Source organism: Rhodoferax sp. U11-2br, assembly GCF_018619435.1.
In the GTDB taxonomy this organism is placed as follows: domain Bacteria; phylum Pseudomonadota; class Gammaproteobacteria; order Burkholderiales; family Burkholderiaceae_C; genus Rhodoferax.
The window spans coordinates 1-23,939 of the sequence record NZ_JAHFZF010000030.1 but is presented as its reverse complement, the minus strand read 5'-3'; the positions used below and the strand labels follow the sequence as shown (position 1 = coordinate 23,939).

Sequence of the window (23,939 nt, the reverse complement as noted above, 5' to 3'; positions counted from 1 at the left end):
AGGCTCCTGAGCGGGCGCCCGGTGAGCAGCCCCATGGTTCTAGGGTCAGATCAGTCGTTCAGCCAGCCCAGGTCCGGCTGCCAGTTTTCCACCCAGCCCAGCACCGCGTCGGTGGGCATTGGGCGGGCGATGCCATAACCTTGTGCCAGATCACAGCCCACACGCAGCAGCAGGCCGCAGTGGGCGGCTGTTTCCGCACCTTCGGCCACGGCCTGGCGACCAAACGCACGGGCCAGGCCCAGAACCCCTTCCACGATGGCGCGGTCTTCCGGGTCGTCGAGCATGTCGCGCACAAAGGACTGGTCGATTTTCAGCACCTGGGCTGGCAGGCGTTTCAGGTAGGTCAGGCTGGAGTAGCCGGTGCCAAAGTCATCCAACGCAAAACGGACACCCATCGCGGCACATTCGCGGATGACGGCGGCCACCGCATCCACTTCATCGAGCGCGGTGGTCTCCAGCACTTCCAGTTCCAGGCTGCCATGGGGTGTGTCAGGATAAGCGGCCAGACACTGCTTGAGCCTGTCAACAAAATCGGGCTGCTGCAAGTGTTGGGCCGAGATGTTCACACTGACCGCCAGGTGCAGCCCGAGAGAGGCCCAGGCCTGGGCCTGGGCCAGTGCTGTTGTCAGCACCCATTCACCGAGCGCCACACTGAGCGCATGACCTTCGATATCGGGTAAAAAGAAGCCAGGTGCCAGCAGCCCGCGCTCGGGGTGTTGCCAGCGGATCAGGGCTTCAAGACCGACCACCTTGCCGCTGCGCAGGTTGACCTTGGGCTGGTAGTGCAGCACAAATTCCTGCTGCTCCAGGGCCTGCTGCAGGCGGTCCAGTGTGTCGTTGCGGGCGCGCAAATGGCGGTCGTGTTCGGCATCAAACAGGTGGTAGCGGTTTTTGCCCGACAGCTTGGCGTTGTACATGGCCTGGTCGGCCTGGCGCAACAACTGGTCGGCGGTGCTTTCTTCGGCCTGGGGGTAAAAGCTCACACCGATGCTGGCTGAGACCTTGAGCATCAGGCCATCCACTTCGGTCGGGCGCGAGGCCACCTCCAGCAAACGCCGGATCAGCGCCACACTGTCCTGCACATCGACCAGGTCGACAAACACCGCGACAAACTCGTCTCCTCCGAGTCGGGCAATGGTGTCGCCCTCACGCATCATGGCCTTGAACTGGCTGGCAATGCTGGTGAGCAACAGATCACCCATGGTGTGGCCATGCTGGTCGTTGATGGTTTTGAAGCCGTCCAGGTCCAGATAGGCGACAGCCACCTGCAGGCCCCGGCGTTTGCCCTGGGCCATGGCCTGTTGCATGCGATCAGCCAGCAGCACCCGGTTGGGCAGGCTGGTGAGCGGGTCGTAGTGGGCGATGCGCTCCAGGTACTGCTGGTGTTCCTTCTGGAAACTGATGTCTGAGTAGCTGCCCACGATACGCAATGCCTGGCCTTTGGCATCACGCGTCACCACCCGCCCGCGGTCCTGCACCCAGATGACTTTGCCGTCCTTGCGGATCAGGCGGTGCTCGGAGTGGTAGTCGTCGCTGACACCGTTGACCAGATCGTTGATCCGCTTCTTGACCGCTTCCAGATCCTCAGGGTGGACCAGTGTGACAAACGCTTCCGAGGTGGGCGGGATCTCGTGTTCGGCGTAGAGCAAGGTGGCATACCACTGGCGGTTGTGGACGACGTGGTTGCTGGGCAGATGCCAGTCCCAGATGCCCTCGCGTGTGGTTTCCATCACATGCTGCAGGCGCTGCTCACTCTCGGCCACCTGGCGTTGGGCTCGCACCAGATCGGTGATGTCCTGGCCCAGTACCAGCACCTGGTCGTGGCCATCGACATCTTTGAGTGGCTTCTTGATGGTGCGCAGGTGACGCACTTCACCCGTGAGGGCATCGCGGCTGTCTTCCATCACCACCTGGGTGGTGCCTGCGGCAATGATGGCCTGGGTGCTGGCCCGGAAAAAGGCCGCCATCTCCGGGGTGACGCCGAAGTCCTCATCGTGTTTGCCCACCATGGCCTCAGGCGTGGTGTTATAGAGCCGGGCGACGGCCTGGTTGCACAACAGGAAGTTGCCGCGCTGGTCCTTGAGTACCAGCGCATCAGGAAGTTCATCGATGATGGTGCGCAGAAAAGCTTCACTGGCGCGCAGTTCGCGTGTAGCCCGGTTGCGCTCGGAGATGTCGATGTCGATGCAATACATCTCGGGTTCACCCGCTGCGCTGTGCAACATGACATGGCTGGAGAAAACCTCCACCGCTTGCTTGTCCCGGCCTTGGAGTGTCAGCTCGGCCGAGCCAATGGCCGGGCCGCCGTGGGTCCAGGCGTCGACAAAGCCAATCACCGCCTCCCGCATCGGTTCAGGAATGATCAAGTCTTCAAGCTGGCGGCCCAGCGCCTGTTCGCGGGTGTAACCATACAGCTGCTCACTGGCACGGTTCCAGTAAATCACCTGGCGTTGCCGGTTGTAGCCTTGCACCGAGATCGAGGGCAGTTCCTCAAAAATGGTTCTGAAGCGGTGTTCACTCTCAGACAGCGCGTCTTTGGTCAGTTTGAGTTCGGTGATGTCACGGGCCACACCAAACAGGCCGATGATCTCGCCCTGGGCATTGGTGATCGGGTACTTGCGGTTGTCCACCCAGCCGGTGCGGCCATCACGGGTGGGAATCGCCTGCACCTCGTGGGCAACCGGCAAACCGGCAAACACCTGCTTCTCCAGGCGGTAATAGACATCGGCGAAGGCTTCTGGGAACACGTCGTAATCGGTTTGGCCGATCAGGTCACGCCAGTGCTCGGACGGGTCGGTGATGCCCACCAGGGTCTGGCTGGCACCGGTGAAGACGTGGTTGCGGTCTTTGAAGTAGATGAAGTCATCGGTGTTCTCCATCATGGCCACAAAGTTGGGCATCAAACGCTGGGCGTTGGGTTGGTAGAGCGTGCGGGCATCGGCAAGCTGCACGTGCAGCGCCACCGGCATGTGCTCTGGCTGGCGCCGGTAGCGCAGTCGGCAGCAGCGAATGCGGCCGTCCGCATGGCGCAGGCGGATGTTGAGGCTGCCATGGGGTGGGCCAGCAGCCTCTGTGAACAGCTGTTCGGCCACATCCTGGTCGTCCGGGTGGATCAGACCGGTCCAGCTGACGGTACCGTTCAGGAAATCCTGCGCGGGCACACCCAGCAGCGTCAGGATGGACTCGCTGGCCGTGACAAGCTGTGGTGTGGGCTCGCAAGCAAACCCGATCGAGGCTTCCAGGTGGTGTGTCATGCTGGTGTGTACTCCCGCTTCATTATGGGCACACCGGCGGGTTTTGAGAAGCTTGTTAGCGGGGTGGCGCGCTGGGCCACAGGGCAACCCAGGCCGCCAGCGCCTCGGCCAGGGTGCCTGTCTGTGACAACAGACCCAGCGTCTGGGCTGCCTGGTTGAGCGCGTCCAGGGGGCGCTGCAGGTCCAGTGCGGCTGCACCGTTTTGTTTGGAGAGTTTCTCGCCATTGGCGCCCAGCACCAGCGGTGTGTGCAGATAGCGCGGTGTGGGCAGGCCCAGGGCGCGCTGCAGCAGGATTTGCCGGGCGGTGTTGTCGGCCAAATCCGCGCCCCGCACCACGTCAGTGATGCCTTGTGCTGCATCGTCCACCACCACCGCGAGCTGGTAGGCAAAACAGCCGTCTGCACGTTTAAGCACAAAGTCACCCACCACCGTGGCCACGTCCTGCTGCTGCGAGCCCAGGCGGCGGTCCAGCCACTTGGTGGGCTCCACCAGGGCTTGGGTGCAGAGGGCGGGTTGGTGTGGAAATACTATTGAATCAGTAGCTACATCCCCTTTTTGAATAAGGGCCAGAGGCATATTTTTTATATATATGTCGGTGCGCAGGCGCCACGCCCCGGTGGTGGCGCTGTGTGGCCCTGAGCGGCAGGTGCCGGGGTAAACCAGTTCACCATGGCGTGGTTTGCCTGCGCCGTGTTGGGCCAGCACCGCCTCAATCTGTTTGCGGGTGCAACTGCACCGGTAGGCCAGACCTCGCTCGACCAGGGTCTGCAACGCCTGCTGGTAGAGCCCGCTGCGCTGCGATTGGTACTGCGGTCGCTGATCCGGTACCAGCCCACACTGGCCGAGTTGCTGCAAGATGAACTCGCCCAGACCGGGCAGGCAGCGGCTGTGGTCCACATCTTCGATACGCAGCAGCCAGCGCCCGCCGTGGGCGCGCGCATCGAGCCAGCTGGCCAGGGCCGCCACCAAGGATCCTGCGTGCAAAGGACCGGTGGGTGAGGGGGCAAAGCGACCGGTGTAGAGACTCATGGTTGGCGCGGTGAACAGTGGCTTTTTGGTGACAACCGCACCATAGGCGCGGCCATCAAACCGGTCGGTGCAGGCACCCGGAACAGCCGCCGCCAGGCAGCTCGACGCTGCTTTGTGCCTGCCTGGCTCGCAGCTTACAGCACCGCCAGAGCCAGTTCCAGACCGGAGACAAAGGCGTTTTCCACCCGGTAACCCTGGCACCAGTCGCCGCACAGGCCCAAGCCCAGTTCGGCATTGAACAAGTGGCTCTGGCCCAGGGTCTGGCGGGTTTTGGCGTAGAGCCAGCGCTGGCTGTCGACCAATGCGGGTTCGGCGTGGATGCCGGTAACTTCGCCAAAGGCCTTGAGCAGCTTGGCCTGCACCCGCACCGGGTCATCCTGCAGATGTTCCTGTGACCAGTCGGCACTGGCCTGTACCGTCCAGCGCTCAATCGGGCTGCGTCCGGGTTTGCTCGATTCACGGGCCAGCCAGGCAATGCGGTGGTGTTTGCTGCGCGCCGCGCTCCACTGCGGCCCCAGTGTAGACAGATCGGGTTGCATGGCCTGGGGGAAGGCCAGCATCAACGTCCAGCAGGGCGCCATGTCAACCCCGTCGAGCAAGGGCAGCCAGGCCTCGGCCAACTTCGAAGTTTGTAGCAGACTTTGCGCTTGGGGGCTTGGGATAGCCATCAAAACAGCGTTAAATCCGGAGTACACATGGCGCGCGTCATCGGGACCTTCGGTGCGCAGTTGCCAGGCCCCGGGTTTGAGGGCATCGGGCTCGATCAGGGTGACGCGGGCGTGTAACTCGATCTGGCTGGGTGCCTGGATGTCGCGTGCCCAGCCCGCCACCAGCGCGTTCATGCCCGGCACACCGACCCAGTGTGCTTCGTTCACCGGTGCTGCGGAGGTGTCAACCTGGCCTGTCTCGTCAATCACCTGCACGGTGTTGGCGCTCCAGCGTTTGACTAGCGCGGGCGAGGTTTCCAGCGCCATGACAAAACGTGGGTCGCGTGCGGTGAAGTATTGGGCGCCGTGGTCAAACGAGCCAAAGGCGCTGTCGCGGGTGGCCATGCGTCCTCCCAGACCGCCACTTTTTTCAAACAGAGTGACGGTGTGGCCCGCCTGCACCAGGGTGCGTGCGCAGGTGACACCCGCCATGCCCGCACCAATGACGGCAATGTGTTGGCGCATGCGAGGGGATTTGTTCATAGTGTTGGCTCCAGAGGTAAAGGTGTGTAGGCGTGTTGTGTTGTTGTGAAGGGCAAGTTGTCTCCCGCCGTTGTGACCGACTTTACACGCCTCGGTGACGCTGCAGCAAAGCCGCGCGTGTGGTGGCGCTGCCCAGCACATCCAGCCACCACTGCATTGCTCGCCCGGGCGTGGCACTGCTGGCGCGCCAGGCGTAGTTCAGACTGACGACGCGCGGCGCGCGCACCGTGTTGCGTGCCACTAACCGCCCGGTGGCGAGGTGGTCCACCACCATCGATTCGGGCAAAAAGCCGCAGCCTAGACCGCGGATGTGGGCGTCGAGTTTGTCCTGCATGGTGGCCACGGTCAGCACGTCCTGGCCACCCAGCAACCCGATGCTCATGCCGCGCCCGCGGCTGATGGTGTCGGCCACCGCCACGGCGCGGTGTTGGCGCAACTCCTCATCACACAGCGGTTCGTTTGACGCGGCCAGCGGGTGGTGGGGTGCCACCGCAAATACAAAACGCACTTCTCCCAGCAACTGACCGTGCAGGCCGATGTTTTGCGTCATGTCGGCCACACCCAGGGCCAGGTCGGCCTGGCCACTGGTCAGCGCCTCCAGCGTGCCTGAGAGGGTTTCGTCACGCAGCCGGATGCGCGTGGGTGGTGCGCCTTCCAGAAAACGCTCACACAGTTCCATCACCGTGGCCTTGGCGATGATGGCGTCCACCGCAATGGTGAACTGCGGCTCCCAGCCGGTGGCCACACGTTTGACACGGTTGGCCACCGCGTCAATCTCTTGCAGCAGGCGTTCACCTTCGCGCAACAGCTCCAGCCCGGCCTGGGTGGCCACCGCCTGGCGTGAGCTGCGGTCAAACAGCAGCACATCCAGCGCGTCTTCCATCTGGCGGACCCGGTAAGTCAAGGCGCTGGGCACCATGCCCAAGGCCCGCGCGGCGGCCGCAAAACTGCCGGTATCGGCAATGGTTTGCAGCATGGCGAGCGCTTCAGGGGTCAATACCTTGCGTGCGGTTTGCATGGTCGACATTCTTTTATTCGAAACATTTGAATGATGCCATCAAAACCTCAGGGAGATCACAGAGGTGTGCCCGGCTAAAGTGGCCATTGTCCTATTCACACAAGGAGTCACCTTGATCCAACTCAGACCTTCGCAAGAACGCGGTTTTGCCGACCACGGCTGGCTCAAATCGTTCCACAGTTTTTCGTTTGCGGGTTATTTCGATCCGGCGCACATGGGTTGGGGCAATTTGCGGGTGATCAACGAAGACCGTATTGCGCCCGACAAGGGTTTTGGCACCCATGGCCACCGCGATATGGAGATCGTGTCCTATGTGATGTCGGGGGCTTTGGCGCACAAAGACAGCATGGGCAATGTGCAGACCATCCGGCCCGGCGAGGTGCAGCGCATGAGTGCGGGCAGCGGTGTGCAGCACAGCGAATACAACCACGCAGTGGATGAGACCACCCACTTTCTGCAGATCTGGATCTTGCCCAATGTGCAAGGCATCGAGCCGGGCTACGAGCAAAAGACGTTCGAGACTGAGCGCAAGCAGGGCCGCTTGTGCCTGGTCGCCTCGCCGGACGGCGCCCAGGGTTCGGTCAGCCTGCACGCTGACGCACGCCTGTATGCAGGTTTGTTCGAAACCGGGCAAACTGCCGATTTGGCTTTGGCGGCGCAACGCAAGGGGTATGTGTTTCTGGTGCGCGGTGAACTGGTGGTCAACGGCCTCACGCTGCACGCGGGCGACGCCGCGCTGCTGGACGATGAGCCGTTGCTCACGCTGTCCGACGGCGTGGATGCCGAGGTGCTGGTGTTTGATTTGTCCGCCTGATGTGCCTGCGGGCCGGGGTGTTTGAGTGATCGTGTCAGTTGTTTTTATTTAACCTTTAGGAGTTGTTTCATGGCCAAAGTTGCAGTTGTTTTCCATTCTGGCTACGGCCACACCCTGCGCATGGCGCAATCTGTGGCCGACGGCGCCGCTGCCGAGCTGGTGGCGATTGACGCTGACGGCAACGTGTCTGAGGCCGGTTGGGCCACCTTGAATGCGGCGGACGCCATCATTTTTGGCAGCCCCACTTACATGGGCTCGGTGAGCTGGCAGTTCAAGAAGTTTGCCGATGCCACCAGCAAACCCTGGTTTGGCCAGGCCTGGAAAGACAAGGTGTTTGCCGGTTTCACCAACAGTGCCACCATGAACGGCGACAAGTTGTCCACCTTGCACTATTTGTTCACCCTGGCCATGCAACACAGCGGGATCTGGGTGGGCACCGGCATGATGCCCAGCAACAGCAAGGCGGCGCAGCGCAACGACCTTAACTATGTCGGCTCGTTCAGCGGCGCCATGGCGCAGTCACCGTCGGACGCCTCGCCCGCAGAGATGCTGCCTGGTGATCTGGAAACCGCGCGGCTGTTTGGTCAGCGTGTGGCGGCTGTTGCTGCCAAGTTCAGCGCCTGATCAAAGCTGACGCTGACCCGGCCCAGCGTGGCCGGGTTTTTGTCAGGTGTGGGCGCCAGGTTTTTGAAGTTTGTATGCATTTTTTACCGTTAGCCCTTATGGATAAAGGGCTGATAGCTATAGACTGAGTAGCATTTTTGCTGCTCTGACACGGTCCTGAGTCCGGTGAGGACAGGTGTCAGCGGGGGGTGAGCGGGGCAGGGCAAAATCTGTGCAAAACAAACAGAAGATCTGAGCCCTGATGCAAGCTGCTTTACCTCCTTTTCCATCCCTTGATATTCACCTGTTGCCGGCCGCGCTGTTGACCGGAGGCTTGCTCGTTGGCGGCCAGGCACTGGCCCAGGTCGTCGCTTCGGTGTCTGAAAAAGACTTTTTGTCGGACATGCCGATTGTGCTGAGTGTGTCGCGCCTGCCGCAGCGCCTGGACGAGACCCCCGGTGCGGTGAGCATTCTGGACCGCGACACCATCCGCAACTCTGGCGCGCGTGATGTGGCCGATCTGCTGCGCCTGGTGCCGGGTTTTCAGGTCAGCAACGCGTTTGAGAGCGTGGCGCCGCTGGTCAGTTACCACGGTGCGTTTGACGCCTACTCGAACCGGCTGGAGGTGCAGATTGACGGGCGTTCGGTGTATTCGCCGTATTTCACTGGCAGCGTTGGCCCGGGCTTGCAGACGGTGGCGATCGAGGACATTGAACGTATCGAGGTGCTGCGTGGCTCCAACTCGGCCGCTTATGGTGCCCGGGCGATGCTGGGGGTGATCAACATCGTGACCCGCCACACCGCCGACACGCTGGGTGCACAAGGTTCGGTCACCGTGGGTGAGAACGGTATCCGCGACACCCAGGCGCGCCTTGGCTGGGGTGACTGGCGCGGCAGCTTTCGCCTGACAGCTGACACCCGTGAGGACGACGGTCTGACCGGCGCCTACGGCCAGAACCGGGTTTCACGCATCAACTTCCGCTCAGACCTTCGCCCCAATGGTGTGGATGAGGTGCAGGTGCGCCTGGGCGCGTTGAGCATCGATTCGGGTCGGGGCAGGGCGGGTGAAACCGGCAACGCCCAGCGACATTTTGACTTTGGCTCAGCCTACGCCCAGCTCGACTACAAACACAGTCTGAGTGCGGACGAAGATGTGTCGCTCAAGCTGTCACACACGCAGGAGCGTTACGCCGATGGATTCCCCTATGACCTGCGACAACTCAACCGGGTTCGTCCCTTTCTGGATGACGCGTCCTACTTCATCAGTCGCCCTTTTACCTCCAGCGACATTTACACCGTCAGTGCCGACGGCACAGCTAGCAGTGATGTGCTGACCCTGCAGCACAGCTTGCGCCGCAGTGATGCCATCAGGCTGGTGTGGGGCGGGGAATTCCGCAGCGAGCGGGTTCAGTCGCTGGCGCTGTACAACACACAAAGCACCTTTGTGAACGACTTCACCCGCTTGTTTGGCAATCTGGAGTGGCGTGTCGCCAAAAACTGGTTGCTGAACCTGGGCGCCTTGGCCGAGCACAGCAGCGACAACGGTGATTCGCTGGCGCCAAGGGTGATGCTCAACTGGCATGTGTCCTCGGGACACACCTTGCGGGCAGGCCTGTCCAAAGCCTACCGCCCGCCTAGCAGCATGGAGCGTTTTGCGGATGTCCGGTATTACTGGAACGGTCATCAGCTGATGCAGACCGGGCGTGGCAACAGTGAGTTGTTGTCCGAAGAGCTGACGAGCAAGGAGGTAGGTTATCTGGGCGAATTTCCTTACTGGCGCATGGCATTGGACGTTCGGGTGTTCGATGAGAAGCTCAAACACTTTATCCGCGTTCAGGACGGGCGACCCAAGTCCTACCTCAATGACGAGAGTTTTACGATTCGGGGTGCCGAGTACCAACTCAAATGGCAGCCCTGGGGCGGCGCGCAGTTTGTCCTGAATCAGACCTACACCGACATCACGACCGTTAGTCCCGGTGACGCCGTGGCAGCGCCGCAGCTGGCCAGCACCCTGAGTTATACACAAAAATTGCCGGGGCAGATGCAAGTGATGTTGACGCATGCAGATAGCCGTGGATGGTCCATGTTTGGTGGCAGTGAGATGGATGCCCAAGCTTCACGGCGCACCGATCTGCGTGTGGCGAAGTCCCTGCGCTGGGGCACACGGCGCGGTGAGATCGCGCTGGTGGTGCAGAACATGGGGTCGGCTTACCGCGACTTCAAAAAGGAGTTCTTATTCCAAAAGCAGGCCTACATCACCCTGCGTCTGGAAGACTGAACCCGCTCATGGCCGTGGTCTTGCGCTCTGTGTTCTTGGCCCTGACGCTTGGCGTCTGGGGCGCCTGGGCGCAGGTGCCGGATGTGACGGCCCGGGTGCTCATCGTCAGCAGCGATACGGCCGCCGCTTACACCCAAACCGCCGAGGCGCTGACCGACCATCTGGTGCGCCAAGGTATTGCCAGGACCGATATAGCGCAGTCCTTGGCCGCTGATCTTGCTGTGCGATTCAAGTCGGGTCAACCACCCCGACCCACGGTCTATGTGGCGTTGGGCAGCGAGGCCACACAACTGCTGATGGCTGCAGGCACCCAGGCATCGGTCTTGAGTGCCCTGATTCCGCGCAGCAGCTTTGATCGCATTGTGCGAAACCAGGGCAAGACGGTCTCTGCCCGCTTGAGTGCGATTTACCTGGACCAGCCCCTGGCACGCCAGCTGGCACTGGTCCGGCTGGCCTTGCCGCAGATTAGGCGTCTGGGTGTGTTATGGGGAGCCGAGTCCGCTGACCGGGCGTCAGGGCTGAGGCCGCTGGTGGCCGCCAATGGCCTGGAACTGCAAGAAACCAGAGTCACCCAGGCCGACGATTTGCCTTTGGCCCTGGCGCAGGTGTTGGCTGGCAGCGATGTGCTACTGGCTTTGGCAGACCCGGCAATTTACAACAGCAACACCCTTCAAAACATCCTGATGTCGAGTTTTCATGCGCGTATCCCCCTCGTCGCTTTTTCACCGGCCTATGTGCGTGCAGGCGCGGTGTTGGCACTCTACACCACGCCAGTGCAGGCGGGTCAGCAGGCGGCCGAGCTGGTGCTGGGGGTGTTGCGTGGCAAACCCCTGCCAGACCATGTGCTGGAGCCCAATGATTTTGAAGTGGGTGTGAATGCCCATGTGGCACGTGTGTTGGACCTGACGCTTGACGCCCAGGCACTGCGTTTGGCCTTGCGACGTCTGGAGCGACTGCCATGAAGAAGACACTTGATATCCGCAGTCGCATGTTGTTGGCGGCCCTGTTGCCGCTGGCCCTGATCAGCACCTTGTTGGCCACCGTGTTCCTGTTGGCCCGCTTTGGTGACATGCAAGCGGCCTACGACCAGCGCAATCGCGCCGTGGTGCGACAGGCGTCGGTGGCCAGTGAATATGGTTTGTTTTCGGGCAATGTGCCGCAGTTGCAGGCGTTGGCCGTGGGGGCTTTGCAAGAGACCGATGTGCGCTGGGTGGGTATTCTGAACGTCAAGGGCCAGCTGTTGGCCAGCGCGGGCCAGGCCGACCAGGCGTTTTCCTTGCCCATGAGTGGTCTGGAAATGCAGGGTTTTGCGCCGGATCGGCGGCTGGATTGGTTGGCACAGCCGGTGTTTCCAAGCACCGTGCCGATCGACGATCTGTTTGAAAACAATGGTGTGCAAAAGTCGCAATCACCAGTGCAACTGGGGCAGGTGGTGATGGTGTTTTCGCGCCAGAGTGTGGACACCCGCAAACACGACTTGCTGCTCTCGGGCGGGGTGATTGGTGCCTTGAGCCTGCTCTTTGGCATGGCTTTGGCAGTGGTTTTGAGCCGGGGTGTGATCCGTCCGATCACTCGCATCACCCAGTTGGTCGAGCGTATTGGTCAGGGTGATTTTGCGGCGGTGGACAAGCTTTGTGACCAGGCTTCTGCCCACGATCCGCTGCAGGATTTGCAGCGCCACATCCATCTGATGGCCAAGCGCCTGTCAGAGGCGCGGGTTGAACTCGAGCAGCAGATCGAGCTGGCCACCCAGGCCCTGCGCGAAAAAAAGGACGAGGCGGAACAGGCGAATGTGGCCAAGTCGCGGTTTTTAGCCGCTGCCAGTCATGATCTGCGCCAGCCCACCCATGCGCTGGGCTTGTTTGTGTCACGCTTGGCGCAGTTGCCGCATGACCGGCAAACGGGTGAGCTGATTGGCAACCTGGACGCTTCTGTGCGTGCCATGCAGAACCTGCTGGACGGTTTGCTGGACATCTCCCGTCTGGAGGCTGGTGCAGTACAGGTGGACAGACGACCATTTGCCCTGTCTGGCCTGTTTGACCAGTTGCAGCAGGCATTGAGCGCCGAGGCCGCCGACAAAGGGCTGCGCTTGCGGGTACGACCCACCCCCTTGTGGGTGATGAGTGATGCCACTCTGATTTACCGCGTGTTGCTCAATCTGGCGGGCAATGCCTTGCGTTACACAGAACGTGGTGGTGTGCTGGTGGCAGCCCGCCAAAGGGCATCGGGCCGGGTTGAGCTGCAGGTGTGGGACAGCGGCATCGGCATTGCGCCGGAACACCAACAGGCGGTGTTTGCCGAGTTTTACCAGGTGGGCAATGCCGCCCGGGACCGCACCAAGGGCTTGGGTCTGGGGCTTAATATTGTCCAGCGCACAGTCAATTTGCTGGATCACCCTCTGAACATGATGTCGCGGCCTGGCAGGGGCACCAGGTTCACCCTGAGTTTGCCTTCAGCTGCTGGCCCGCAGGCCCAGGAGGAAGAAGTCACCAAAGACAAGATGACGCCTGATGATGTGCGTGAGCGTTGTGCGTTGGTGGTGGAAGACGATGCCCTGGCCCGCAGCGCCCTGGTGGGTTTGCTGGTCAGTTGGGGCATGCGTGTGGCGCAGGCGCGTGGTGCGTCGGATGCTTTGGAGTGTCTGGCCCAGGGCCTGGTGCCCGACGTGATTGTGAGTGACTACCGATTGCAGGAAGGGCACAACGGTATGCAGTTGGTGCAAGGCTTGCGCCAGCGCCTTGGCACCGCCACACCCGCCTGCCTGATGAGTGGGGACACCGATCCCGGGCTGATCCAGGCGGCGCAGGCGGCGGGCCTGACGCTGCTGCACAAACCCGTGCGCCCGGCTAAGTTACGCAGCCTGCTGCGCCACCTGTTGATGGAGCAAGCGGATCAGCGGGAGGTGACAGGCGCAGACTTGTCGTAGCCCCAGCGGCCCGCTTCCAGGGCGGCCTGGGTGCGGGTCTTGACACCAAAACCCCGCAAGATGCTGCTGACGTGGTTTTTGACGGTTTCGTCCGACAGGGACAGCTGCTCGCTGATGTCGCGGTTGCTGCAGCCACCCAGCAACAATTGCAGCACCTCCTGCTGGCGCGGCGTGAAGACCGGCGCCCTGATCTCGGAACAGGCGGGGGTTTCCTGGTGCGCCGACCTGAATTCCAGCGGTGAATAGACCTCGCCACGCAGCACCTGACGCAACGCATGTAATAACTCGTCACTCAAGCCAGACTTGGTGACAAACCCGGCCGCACCTTGCGCCAAGACCCGTTGTGCAATGCTGGGGTTGGCCGAGCCCGACAGGATCACCACCGGCAGCTCCGGGTGGCGGTCACCAAAAATGGCCAATGCCGCCAAGCCGTTCATGTCGGGCAGGTGGTAGTCCAGCAACACCAAGTCTAGGTCGAGGTGGGTGGATGCGAGCACAAAAGCACGGGCGCAGTCGGGGGCTTCGAACACCTCGGTGGCCTCGTGTGGTGACAACCCCTGCAGCACCTGGCACAGGCCCGCTCGTACCAGCGCATGATCATCCACCACCAGAATCTTCAATCCAGACGCTCCAAAAGTTTACCTGGGACGGCCCCAGAATCGTCCCACACAGGCACGCTAACGCAGACGCTGAACCCCATGTGACCAGTCGGTGCTGAGGCGATGAGGCGGTTTTGCGTCCGTCCAGTTCCTACAATGCAGGTATGTTTGTTCACCTGCGCCTACACACCGAATTCTCCGTCATTGACGGCACCAACCGAATCGACGAGATTGTCAAATCTGCCGCTTCGGACCAGCAACCCGCCTTGGCGATCACCGACCTCAGCAACCTGTTTGGTGCGGTCAAATTTTACAAAGAAGGCCGCAAGCGCGGCGTCAAACCGATCATCGGCGCTGAAATATGGCTTGAAGGTCTGGGTAAAGAGGCCACCCAGCTGTCCCGGGTGTTGCTTTTGGTGCAAAACCATGCCGGTTACCTGAACCTGTCCGAACTGTTGGCACGCGCCTGGACCCAAAACGGCACAAAAACCCAGGCCAGCATCAGCCTGGCCTGGTTGAGCGAGCTCAATGGCGGCTTGATCTGCCTCTCGGGTGCCCAAGCCGGGCCGGTGGGGCAGGCGCTGCTGCAGGGGGACGAAGAGCGCGCGTTTGATGCAGCCATGCAGCTGACCAACGTGTTCCCGCACCGTTTTTACCTGGAGCTGCAACGCGCCGGGCGAGCGGAAGACGAGCCACAGGTGGCCGCCGCGGTGCAGCTGGCGCAACGCATGCAGCTGCCGGTGGTGGCCACCCACCCGATCCAGTTTGCCGCACCCGAAGACTTTGAGGCCCATGAAGCCCGGGTCTGTATTGCCGAGGGCGAAATTCTGGCCAACCCGCGCCGGGTGCGCCGTTTCACCCGTGAGCAGCACTTCAAAACCGCTGAACAAATGGCAGAACTGTTTGCCGATGTGCCCAGTGCCCTCGCCAACAGTGTCGAGATTGCCCGGCGTTGCAACCTGAGCCTGGTGCTGGGCAAGCCGCAGTTGCCGGACTTTCCCATTCCACCGGTCAACGGTGTGGTGATGGGCGCCGACGAGTATTTTCGTTACGCCTCGCATGAAGGGCTCAAAGCGCGGATGGCGCACCTGTACCCCGACCCCGCCAAGCGCGAGGCCGAGATGCCGCGTTATGTCGAGCGCCTAGAATTCGAGCTGGTCACCATCCTGAAAATGGGTTTCCCAGGTTACTTCCTGATTGTGGGCGACTTCATCAACTGGGCCAAGAACAACGGTTGCCCCGTCGGGCCCGGGCGGGGTTCCGGCGCCGGTTCGCTGGTGGCCTACGCGCTCAAGATCACCGACCTGGACCCGCTGCAATACAACCTGCTCTTCGAACGTTTCCTGAACCCCGAGCGGGTGTCGATGCCCGACTTTGACATCGACTTCTGCCAGGGCAACCGTGACCGCGTGATTGACTACGTCAAGGACAAATACGGCAAGGACGCGGTGAGCCAGATCGCCACCTTTGGCACCATGGCGGCGCGTGCGGCGATCCGCGACGTGGGTCGGGTGCTGGACATGAGCTACACCTTTTGTGACGGCATTAGTAAACTGATCCCGAACAAGCCCGGGGTCGCCGTGACCCTGCAGTTGCCGCCGCCGGACCGACCTAAAGACGACAAGATGGTCTACGCCTCCGAGGCAGAACCGATCCTGGCCGAGCGCGAGGCCAAGGAAGAAGATGTGCGCACGCTCTTGGAGTTGGCGCGCAAGCTGGAGGGCATGACCCGCAACATCGGCATGCACGCCGGGGGTGTGCTGATTGCGCCGGGCAAACTCACCGACTTCTGCCCGCTCTACCAGCAGCCTGGCAGCGAATCGGCGGTGAGTCAGTACGACAAGAACGACGTGGAGGCTGTGGGCCTGGTCAAGTTCGACTTTTTGGGTCTGGCCACGTTGACCATCCTGGAAATCGCCCGCGAGTTCATCGTCAAACGCCACAAGGGTCAGGAAAACTTTGCGTTTGAGAACCTGCCACTCGACGACAAACCCACCTACAGGCTGTTTCAAGAAGGCAAGACCGAGGCCGTGTTCCAGTTTGAAAGTCGCGGCATGCAGGGCATGTTGCGCGACGCCAAGCCGACCCGGCTGGAAGACCTGATTGCGCTCAACGCCTTGTACCGCCCTGGTCCAATGGACCTGATCCCGAGTTTTGTGGCGCGTAAACATGGGCGCGAGGTGGTCGAATATCCGCATCCGCTGGTGGCCAACATGCTGTCCGAGACCTACGGCATCATGGTCTACCAGGAACAGGTGATGCAGACCGCGCAGATCCTGGGCGGCTACTCACTCGGTGGCGCCGACATGTTGCGCCGCGCCATGGGTAAAAAAGACGCGGCAGAAATGGCCAAACACCGCCAGATCTTCCGCGATGGTGCCGCCAAAAACGACATCAGCCAGGACAAGGCCGATGAAGTGTTTGACTTGATGGAAAAGTTTGCCGGTTACGGCTTCAACAAGTCGCACGCTGCTGCTTACTCGCTGTTGGCCTACCACACGGCCTGGCTCAAGGTGCATTACACCGCCGAGTTCTTCTGCGCCAACATGACGGTGGAAATGGACGACACCGACAAGCTCAAGGTCTTGTTGGAAGACGCCATCAAGATGGGCCTGAGTTTTGAGCCGCCGGATGTGAACCGCGGTGTCAGCCGGTTTGAGCCGGTCTCTGACAAAGTCATCCGTTATGGCCTGAGTGCCGTCAAGGGCAGCGGCCAACAAGCGATTGAGGCTATTGTGGCGGCGCGTGAGGGCCGGGGTGTGGGCCCGCTGGGTGACACACGCGGCCCGTTCAAGAGCCTGTTTGACTTCTGCGCCCGGGTGGACCGCAGCCGCATCAACAAACGCACGGTCGAGGCGCTGATCAAGGCGGGGGCCTTTGATGCCATCCACCTCAACCGCGCCAGTCTACTGGCCAGTGTGGACCTGGCCTTCGAGTTTGGTGCCGCCACCTTGGCCAACGCCAACCAATGCAGCCTGTTTGACATGGGTGGCCCCGATGAGCTGGGCTCCAGCACCCAGGAGCCGGAGCTGGTTCAGGCCACGCCCTGGGGGATCAAAGAGCGGTTGACCTACGAGAAAACCGCCGTCGGCTTTTATCTGTCAGGCCATTTGTTTGACGAGGTGGCCGATGAGGTGCGCCGTTTTGCGCGGCGCGCGATCGACGACCTGATCGACACGCGCGAGCCGCAACTGCTGGCAGGCATCGTCACCGATTTCCGAGTCATCAACGGCCAACGCGGCAAGCTGGCGCTGTTCAAGCTCGACGACAAGTCGGGCGTGATCGAGGCGCGTGCCGACGAGGCGCTGATCAACGCCCACAAAAACCTGCTCAAGGACGACGAACTCATCATCGTCATGGGCAAACAGCAGCCCGACCGCTTCTCGGGTGGCATGCAGCTCACCGTGACCCAAATCTGGGACCTGGAGCAAGCGCGCTGCCGTTTTGGCAAGTTTCTGCGGGTGACCCTGCCCAAGCAGGCGCAGGGCAGGGCGCCCGATGTGGCGCGGCTGATCAAGGACTACCCGGCGCAGCGTGAAGAAACCGAACAAGGTGTTTTGATGCGGGGTCTGCAGGTGCGAATGGCTTTGACCTGCCAGGGTGATGAGGGCGCTGCGGCGGTGGAATTACAGCTCGGTGAACGCGCCCGTTTCTACCCCAGCAATGCGGCCCTGGCCAGCTGGTGGGCGCAGGTGGCGCCCGGCACCGCTGCCATTGTTTATGACTGATATTGGCCTCTAGCCCTTATAAATAAAGGGCTGGTAGCTATCATTGGTGTGGTTTGTCGTCGACTTGGCTCGGCTGCGTTTACACTGCACAGGCTTGTCGGGGCGCCAGAGACGAAAGTCGAGGCTGAGACCACTTCTGTGGAACCCGCTGAACCTGATCGGGGTCATGCCCGCGTAGGGAACAACGCAATTGGCATCGGTGCACCTGAGGGCGGCTCACAAGATTTTCCCAGGTTGACCCCGGCACTCCAGGCAGGCTTTTCTTGACCTACTGGAGACCGCCATGACACCCACCGTCGACACCACACAAATCACCCGCGGCATCACCCGCACCCCGTTTCCGGGTTCGTCCAAAATTTATCTCGCCGGTTCGCGCCCCGACATCCGGGTGCCGTTTCGTGAGGTGGCGCTTTGCGACACGCTGGTCAAGAGCGACCCGACACAGCGTGAACCCCGCCGTGTGCCCAACCCGCCTTTGCGCCTGCCCGATGCCTCTGGCCCCTACACCGACCCGGCGGTGGCCATTGACATCAGCCGTGGTCTGCCGCCGCTGCGCAGCGGCTGGATCAGCGAGCGGCAGGACACCGAGGCCTTGCCTGGCCTGAGCAGCCGTTACGGCCAGCAGCGCTTGGCCGAGCCCAGCTTGAACGCCTTGCGTTTGGCTCACCAATCCAGCCCGTGCCGGGCCAAGGCGGGCGCCAATGTCACTCAGATGCACTACGCCCGCCGTGGCCAAATCACGCCCGAGATGGAGTTTGTGGCGATTCGTGAAAATTTGGTGCGTGCCCAGCTGGCCGAGCGCCTGGCCACCGAACGCCTGCCGCGCCCCGGCCAGGCCTTTGGTGCTTTGATGACGCAGCTGGTGACCCCCGAATTTGTGCGTGATGAGCTGGCGCGCGGGCGCGCGGTGATCCCGTGCAACATCAACCACCCCGAGAGTGAACCGATGGTGATTGGCCGCAATTTTCTGGTCAAGGTCAACGCCAACATCGGCAACTCGGCCACCACCTCCAGTGTGGAAGAAGAGGTCGATAAGCTGGTCTGGGCCATCCGCTGGGGCGCTGACACGGTGATGGACCTGTCCACCGGCGACAACATCCACGAAACCCGCGAGTGGATTCTGCGCAACGCACCGGTGCCGATTGGCACCGTGCCGATTTACCAGGCCCTCGAAAAAGTCAACGGCCGTGCCGAAGAACTGAACTGGGAGATTTTTCGAGACACCTTGATCGAACAGGCCGAGCAGGGCGTGGACTACTTCACCATCCACGCCGGCGTGCGGCTGGCCTATGTGCCGCTCACCGCCAACCGCTTGACCGGCATCGTCTCGCGCGGCGGCGCCATCATGGCCAAGTGGTGCCTGGCGCACCACCGCGAGAGTTTCCTTTATGAGCACTTCGAGGACATCTGCGAGATCATGAAAGCCTACGACGTGAGCTTCTCACTCGGTGACGGGCTGCGACCCGGTTCGATTGCCGATGCCAATGACGAGGCCCAGTTTGCCGAGTTGCACACGCTCGGTGAGCTGACCCAGATTGCCTGGCGGCATGACGTGCAAGTGATGATCGAAGGCCCCGGCCATGTGCCGCTGCAGATGGTCAAGGAGAACGTTGACAAACAACTCAGCGCTTGTTTTGAGGCGCCGTTCTACACCCTGGGGCCGTTGATCACCGATGTATCACCTGGCTACGACCACCTCTCGTCGGCCATGGGTGCGGCCAACATTGGCTGGTACGGCACTGCCATGCTGTGTTACGTCACGCCCAAGGAACACCTGGGCCTGCCCAACCGCGACGATGTGAAACAGGGCCTGATCGCCTACAAGATCGCCGCCCACGCCGCCGATCTGGCCAAAGGTTACCCAGGTGCGCAGATGTGGGACAACGCCATCTCGAAGGCGCGTTTTGAGTTCCGCTGGGAAGACCAGTTCCGTCTGGCGATTGATCCGGATACCGCGATGGCTTTCCACGACGAAACCTTGCCCAAGGAGCATGCCAAAGTGGCCCATTTCTGCTCGATGTGCGGGCCCAAGTTCTGCTCGATGAAGATCTCGCAGGAGGTGCGGGAGTTTGCGCGTATCTCGGTGCCGTCTGCGCCCCTGGGCAGCGCCCCGGCACCCAGCGCCGAACAGCTGGGCTCGGCCCTGGCAGACAAGGCGACCGAGTTTCGCCTGGGTGGCCAGGAGATTTATGGATGAAATTGGCCTCTAGCCCTTATTGATAAAGGGCTGGTAGCTATTTAAAAAGAAGCCTAATCCTTAGGTCGGAACACCAGCAACAGGCTCGACGGCATGCTGCCGTCGATGTCGCGTGGCAACACTTCGGTCTTGTCGATGGCGCGGATGACCGCTTCGTCCCAGTCTTTGATACCACTGCTCTTGGTGATCTTGCGGCTAACAATGGTGCCGTCGGGTGCGGCACGCACCTCGACCTCGGTTGTTGGGTTGCCCTGGATGTCTTCGGTGAACACGATGTTGGGCTTGATCTTGGCACGGATGCGCCCACCATAACTGGCCGACGGCCCAGACGACTTCAAAGCCGTGCCGGTGGCGTTGGCACTGCCGCTGGCACCGGCCAGCCCTGCCATACGCTGCAGGTTCTTCTGGCGCTGGGCTTCAAGCTGCTTCGCGTCCAAAGCGGCCTGTTTCTTCTCCGCAGCAGTTTGCTGCGCCTTGGCCGCTTGTTCGGCCTTGAGCTTCTCTTGTTTGAGCTTGTCCTGCTTCAGCTTGTCTTGTTTAAGCTGTTCCTGTTTGAGTTGCTCTTGCTTGAGTTTGTCCTGTTTCAACTTCTCAAGCCGCGCTTTTTCCAGTTTGTCCAGGCGCTCTTTCTCGCGCAGTTTCTCCTGCTTGAGTTCTTCGAGTCGGGCTTGTTCTTTCTTCAGTCGCTGCTTTTCCTGCTCCAGCGCAATGTCCACTTTGGGCGGTGGTGGGGCAGGGGGCTCGACCACCGGGGCCGGTTTGGGCGGCGGCGCTGGTTGCGGTTCTGGCTCGGGTGCGGGTTCTGGTTCGGGCTCAACTGCCTGGGGCGCGGCCTCCACGGGCACGCTGGACCAGAGTTCCGCCTCGGCGCTGAGCACCGGGGTGTCGTGTTTCCAGCGCACACTCCAGGTCAGGCCAAGTAACAACAAGCCGTGTACCAGCAGCGCCAACACAAGCGCCCGCAGCATGCCGGGTGGTGAGGGCGGTGCAAACTCCAGGCGATCAGTCCCAACGTGCATGCTGACTCACTCAGTTGGCCAGTTGCACCGACAGGCCCACCCGTGCCACACCCGCGCGCTGCAGGCTGTCCATGACCTTGACCACGGTTTCGTACTTGACGTTTTTGTCAGCACTGATCACCACCGCCGGGTTCTGGGCACCGGCCTGCGCCTCTTTGACCACATTGGCCACTTCTTTGAGACTGACCGAGCTGGTTTTGTCTTTCACTTTGAGTTCCAGCGACTCGTTTTTGCCAATCACAATCTGCACCACCTGGTCCGGTTGTTTGGCGGCTTTGCCGACACTGGGCAGGTCAATCATGCTGGGCGAAATCAGCGGTGCAGTCACCATGAAAATGATCAGCAGCACCAGCATCACGTCGATGAAGGGCACCATGTTGATCTCGTTGATGGTGCGGCGACCCCGGCCCCGGCTCACAACAGCTGGCATGACACGCTCCCGGTTCAGTGGCTGACAGAGGACTGCGCGCCGACATTGCGCTGCAAGATGTTGGAAAACTCTTCGATGAAGGTTTCCAGCCGGATCGCAATGCGGTCGATGTCGCGGGCAAAACGGTTGTAGGCCACCACCGCCGGAATCGCGGCAAACAGGCCGATGGCGGTGGCCACAAGGGCCTCGGCAATGCCGGGGGCCACCGTGGCCAGTGTCACCTGGGTCAACGCGGCCAGGCCGGTGAAGGCGTGCATGATGCCCCACACCGTGCCAAACAGCCCCACATAGGGCGACACCGAGCCGACCGAGGCCAGGAACGACAAATGGGTTTCCACCACGTCCATCTCGCGCTGCAGGCTGGCGCGCATGGCCCGGCGTGCGCCGTCCATCAGGGTGCCGGGGTCGGTGATGCGGCGTTCACGCAGCTTCTGGTATTCACGCATGCCGCTGGCAAAAATGCGTTCCATCGGGCCGGCGGTGCGGGCGTTTTGGGTGGCGGCGGCAAACAGGTCGTTGAGGCTGCTGCCCGACCAGAATTCGCGCTCGAACGTGTCGTTGAGGGCTTTGACCTTGCCCAGCGAAAAGAGCTTGCGAAAGATGGCGGCCCAGCTGGCAATCGAGATGCCCATCAGCAGCAGCATCACCAGTTGCACCACCAGGCTGGCGTTGAGCACCATGGAGATGATCGAGAGGTCTTGGTTCATAACAACTTGTCCAGGATAACTTGGGGAATTCGGCTTGGTTTGCCCACCACACTGACCCAGCTGGCCCGTATGGTGGCTTCACACAGCAGCACCAGGCTGTCTGGCTGTTGCCGCCAGGCCTGCTGGTGGATTGTCAGTGACGCCCGACCGGCTTCTGTGAGTGATGTTGTAAGCAAAAGTTCATCGTCGAGCCGGGCGCTCTTGAGATAACGCACCTGGGCATCACTGACCACAAACATGCCGCCGGTTTCTTCGCGCAAGGCCTGCTGGTGGATGCCTCTGGCACGCAACCACTCGGTGCGGCCGCGCTCAAAAAACTTGAGGTAGTTGGCGTAATAAACGATGCCACCGGCGTCGGTGTCTTCCCAGTACACCCGCACCGGCCAGGTAAAGGGCGACGGCGCCGTCGCAGAGGGTTGTTGCGGCGCTGTCATGCCAGTAGGGTGCGCAGTCGGCCAATTGCCTCTTGCAGTTGTGGCAGCGCGTTGGCGGTGGAAAAACGTATGAACTGCCCGGTGTTGGCGTGGCCGAAGTCACGCCCGGGCGTCACCGCCACGCGGGCACGGTTCATCAGCTCAAACGCCAGGTCCCAGCTGTCTTTGACACCCAGTTTGGCGCAGGCAGCAGAGCAGTCGGCCCAAGCGTAAAACGCGCCGTCGGGCGGCACCGGCACAGTTAGGCCCAGGCGGTTGAGCTCCGGCAGGAAGTAGTCGCGCCGGGCCTTGAATTCGGCACGGCGGCGTTCGTATTCACGCAGACTGTCGTCCTCAAAACAGGCCAGCGCGGCGTGTTGCGCGATGGTGCTGGGGCAGATGAACAGGTTTTGCGCCAGCCGCTCGACCACCGGCACCACATCCTCGGGCACCACCAACCAGCCCAGGCGCCAGCCGGTCATGTTGAAGTATTTGGAGAAACTGTTGATGCTGATGATCTGCTCATCGAGCGCCAGCGCAGTCTGGCCAAATTCGGCCTCAAAACTCAGGCCCAGGTAAATCTCGTCAATGATGGAAATGCCGCCATGCCCTTGTACCACCTCATGGATACGCTTCATTTCTGATAGCGATATGGAGGTGCCGGTGGGGTTGGATGGGGAGGCCAGTAAAACACCGCGTGTCTGCTTGTTCCAGGCCGCAGCGACTTTGTCGGCACTGAGCTGGAAGCGCTCGGCCGCTGTGGTCGGGATCAACACCGCGGCGCCGTCGGCAGCCGACACAAAGTGCCGGTTGCACGGGTAACTCGGGTCGGGCATCAACACCTCATCACCCGGGTTGATCAGCGCCAGGCAGGCCAGCTGCAGCGCAGCCGAGGCCCCGGCGGTAACCACAATCCGGCTGGCCGGTACTTCCACCGCAAAACGTTGTTGGTACCAGTGGCTGATGCGCGCGCGTAATTCGGGCAGGCCGGTGGCCGGGGTGTATTGCGACAAACCGCTGTGGATGGCGCGGACAGCAGCTTCTTGCACCAGCGGTGGTGCGGTGAAATCGGGTTCGCCGATGTTCAGGTAGATCATGGCGGGGTCAGACGCGGCTGCGCTGGCAGCGAGTGCCTGCGCGGCTTTGGCCACCTCCATCACATAAAACGGCTCAATGCGCTGGGCGCGCCGGGAGACTTGCATCTTGTGTGTGAACAAACCTTTAGGCTGAGGCGCGCCCAGACGGGCGGTCGGCCGCCACCTCGGGCGCACGCAGGCTGCGCGCCAGGCTGTTGAGCACCGCATTCACATACTTGTGGCCGTCGGTGCCGCCAAACTCCTTGGCCAGCTCGATGCATTCGTTGAGCACCACGCGCCAGGGCACGTCCGGGCAGTGGGCAAATTCGTAGACACCAATCCACATGCAGGCGTGTTCGATCGGCGAGATCTCGGCCAGTGGGCGGTCCAGCACCGGCTGGATCTGGGCGTCGAGTTCTTCCGCCTGTTCGGCGCAGCCGTGTAGCAGGGCGTCAAAATGCACCGCGTCGGCTTTGGAAAAACCGGCCAAGTCGCGCGTGAACAGGTCCACGTCTTCCAGGCTGTTTTTGCCGACCAGTACCTGGTACAGCCCCTGCAGCGCAAATTCACGCGAACGCGAGCGATCGGACTTGCTGGCGGCCTTGCGGGCACCGGTGCTGGTCAGGCCCTTGCGGGGTTGGCGGGGTGGGCGTTTAG

18 protein-coding genes and 1 riboswitch are annotated in these 23,939 nt (G+C 61.6%); of the genes, 7 read left to right on the top strand and 11 right to left on the bottom strand.

Translation table 11 applies throughout. The features are described from left to right. Window positions 1-50: 50 nt before the first annotated feature. The 4 genes from KKO72_RS16800 to KKO72_RS16785 all read right to left on the bottom strand — a co-directional run bounded on the left by KKO72_RS16800 (window position 51) and on the right by KKO72_RS16785 (window position 6,492). A complete protein-coding gene (locus tag KKO72_RS16800) occupies window positions 51-3,254 on the bottom strand; it encodes an EAL domain-containing protein (protein ID WP_214941494.1) in 3,204 nt (1,067 codons plus the stop codon). A 55-nt stretch (window positions 3,255-3,309) separates the two neighbouring features. Beyond that, window positions 3,310-4,284, bottom strand: coding sequence for a tRNA glutamyl-Q(34) synthetase GluQRS (gene gluQRS / locus KKO72_RS16795; RefSeq protein WP_214941491.1), 975 nt, complete (start codon window positions 4,282-4,284; stop codon window positions 3,310-3,312). 134 nt (window positions 4,285-4,418) lie between these two features. After that, window positions 4,419-5,474, bottom strand: coding sequence for an NAD(P)/FAD-dependent oxidoreductase (locus tag KKO72_RS16790; protein ID WP_214941488.1), 1,056 nt, complete (start codon window positions 5,472-5,474; stop codon window positions 4,419-4,421). An 82-nt stretch (window positions 5,475-5,556) separates the two neighbouring features. Continuing rightward, window positions 5,557-6,492 carry a LysR family transcriptional regulator gene (locus KKO72_RS16785; protein WP_214941485.1) on the bottom strand — a complete coding sequence of 312 codons (936 nt, stop codon included), beginning with the start codon at window positions 6,490-6,492 and terminating at the stop codon, window positions 5,557-5,559. Between the two features lie 112 nt (window positions 6,493-6,604). On the opposite strand from KKO72_RS16785, the gene KKO72_RS16780 reads away from it, so the two are divergent. The 5 genes from KKO72_RS16780 (at window position 6,605) to KKO72_RS16760 (ending at window position 13,113) form a co-directional block, all read left to right on the top strand. Beyond that, the gene (locus KKO72_RS16780) at window positions 6,605-7,306 is read left to right on the top strand and encodes a pirin family protein (protein WP_214941482.1); all 702 of its coding nucleotides are present in this window, start codon (window positions 6,605-6,607) and stop codon (window positions 7,304-7,306) included. A 69-nt stretch (window positions 7,307-7,375) separates the two neighbouring features. Further along, window positions 7,376-7,930: a flavodoxin family protein gene (locus KKO72_RS16775; protein WP_078366216.1), complete on the top strand. Its 555-nt coding sequence runs from the start codon at window positions 7,376-7,378 to the stop codon at window positions 7,928-7,930. Window positions 7,931-8,171: 241 nt separating this feature from the next. Then, window positions 8,172-10,187, top strand: a complete 2,016-nt coding sequence (locus KKO72_RS16770) for a TonB-dependent siderophore receptor (protein WP_214941479.1) — start codon at window positions 8,172-8,174, stop codon at window positions 10,185-10,187. A gap of 8 nt (window positions 10,188-10,195) precedes the next feature. Then, complete coding sequence (locus KKO72_RS16765) at window positions 10,196-11,149, top strand: ABC transporter substrate-binding protein (RefSeq protein ID WP_214941476.1); 954 nt, start codon at window positions 10,196-10,198, stop codon at window positions 11,147-11,149. Next, window positions 11,146-13,113 carry a hybrid sensor histidine kinase/response regulator gene (locus KKO72_RS16760; protein ID WP_214941473.1) on the top strand — a complete coding sequence of 656 codons (1,968 nt, stop codon included), beginning with the start codon at window positions 11,146-11,148 and terminating at the stop codon, window positions 13,111-13,113. Before KKO72_RS16765 ends, KKO72_RS16760 begins: the two co-directional genes overlap by 4 nt. Here the strand turns inward: KKO72_RS16760 and KKO72_RS16755 are convergent. Next, complete coding sequence (locus KKO72_RS16755) at window positions 13,080-13,733, bottom strand: response regulator transcription factor (protein ID WP_251140726.1); 654 nt, start codon at window positions 13,731-13,733, stop codon at window positions 13,080-13,082. The two genes, KKO72_RS16760 and KKO72_RS16755, sit on opposite strands and share 34 nt — an antisense overlap. Window positions 13,734-13,876: 143 nt before the next feature. Between KKO72_RS16755 and dnaE the strand changes: the two genes are divergently transcribed. Both dnaE and thiC read left to right on the top strand, forming a co-directional pair. Continuing rightward, window positions 13,877-17,440, top strand: coding sequence for a DNA polymerase III subunit alpha (gene dnaE / locus KKO72_RS16750; RefSeq protein ID WP_214941470.1), 3,564 nt, complete (start codon window positions 13,877-13,879; stop codon window positions 17,438-17,440). Between the two features lie 88 nt (window positions 17,441-17,528). Beyond that, a riboswitch (TPP riboswitch) is annotated at window positions 17,529-17,638 on the top strand. Window positions 17,639-17,723: 85 nt separating this feature from the next. Further along, window positions 17,724-19,637, top strand: a complete 1,914-nt coding sequence (gene thiC / locus KKO72_RS16745; RefSeq protein ID WP_214941468.1) for a phosphomethylpyrimidine synthase ThiC — start codon at window positions 17,724-17,726, stop codon at window positions 19,635-19,637. A gap of 53 nt (window positions 19,638-19,690) precedes the next feature. Here thiC and tolA read toward each other — a convergent pair whose 3' ends face one another. The 6 genes from tolA to nusB form a co-directional block, all read right to left on the bottom strand. Next, window positions 19,691-20,656: a cell envelope integrity protein TolA gene (gene tolA, locus KKO72_RS16740; RefSeq protein ID WP_214941465.1), complete on the bottom strand. Its 966-nt coding sequence runs from the start codon at window positions 20,654-20,656 to the stop codon at window positions 19,691-19,693. Window positions 20,657-20,666: 10 nt separating this feature from the next. Then, window positions 20,667-21,086: a biopolymer transporter ExbD gene (locus tag KKO72_RS16735; protein ID WP_078366209.1), complete on the bottom strand. Its 420-nt coding sequence runs from the start codon at window positions 21,084-21,086 to the stop codon at window positions 20,667-20,669. Window positions 21,087-21,100: 14 nt separating this feature from the next. Then, the gene (tolQ, locus tag KKO72_RS16730; RefSeq protein ID WP_180127833.1) at window positions 21,101-21,793 is read right to left on the bottom strand and encodes a protein TolQ; all 693 of its coding nucleotides are present in this window, start codon (window positions 21,791-21,793) and stop codon (window positions 21,101-21,103) included. Then, the gene (gene ybgC, locus KKO72_RS16725) at window positions 21,790-22,227 is read right to left on the bottom strand and encodes a tol-pal system-associated acyl-CoA thioesterase (RefSeq protein ID WP_214941461.1); all 438 of its coding nucleotides are present in this window, start codon (window positions 22,225-22,227) and stop codon (window positions 21,790-21,792) included. Before ybgC ends, tolQ begins: the two co-directional genes overlap by 4 nt. After that, window positions 22,224-23,408 (bottom strand): pyridoxal phosphate-dependent aminotransferase, encoded by a 1,185-nt coding sequence (locus tag KKO72_RS16720; protein ID WP_214941458.1) that lies wholly within the window; start codon window positions 23,406-23,408, stop codon window positions 22,224-22,226. Before KKO72_RS16720 ends, ybgC begins: the two co-directional genes overlap by 4 nt. A gap of 19 nt (window positions 23,409-23,427) precedes the next feature. Next, a partial coding sequence (gene nusB, locus KKO72_RS16715; protein WP_214941456.1) for a transcription antitermination factor NusB occupies window positions 23,428-23,939 on the bottom strand: 512 nt, incomplete at its 5' end.